This window comes from Streptomyces poriticola, from assembly GCF_036689765.1.
Lineage (GTDB): Bacteria > Actinomycetota > Actinomycetes > Streptomycetales > Streptomycetaceae > Streptomyces > Streptomyces poriticola.
The window spans coordinates 1-277 of the sequence record NZ_JBAGKH010000124.1; the positions used below are offsets into that span (position 1 = coordinate 1).

The window sequence follows — 277 nt, forward strand, 5'->3', positions numbered from 1 at the left end:
CCCAGGACTGCAGGAGCCGGAAGAGGGCGACTTCGAGGGCGAACAGGGCGGGCTGGGTGTAGGCGGTGTGGTCGAGCAGGGTCTGTTCACCGGGCTCGGCGAACATCACCTCGCGCAGGGGCTGCTTCAGCAGTGGGTCGAAGTGCGCGCAGATCTCGTCGAGCGCGGCGGCGAACACGGGGAAAGCCTTGTACAGTTCGCGTCCCATGCCGGCCCGCTGACTGCCCTGCCCCGAGAACAGGAACGCCAACCGCCCCTGCGCAGGGTCCACGGACCC

General features: G+C 69.0%; 1 protein-coding gene. It reads right to left on the reverse strand.

Going from position 1 to position 277, the window contains the following annotated elements:
• Positions 1-277, reverse strand: a 277-nt coding sequence (locus V5O46_RS31740) for an acyltransferase domain-containing protein (RefSeq protein WP_332888194.1), incomplete at both ends; no start/stop codon positions are given.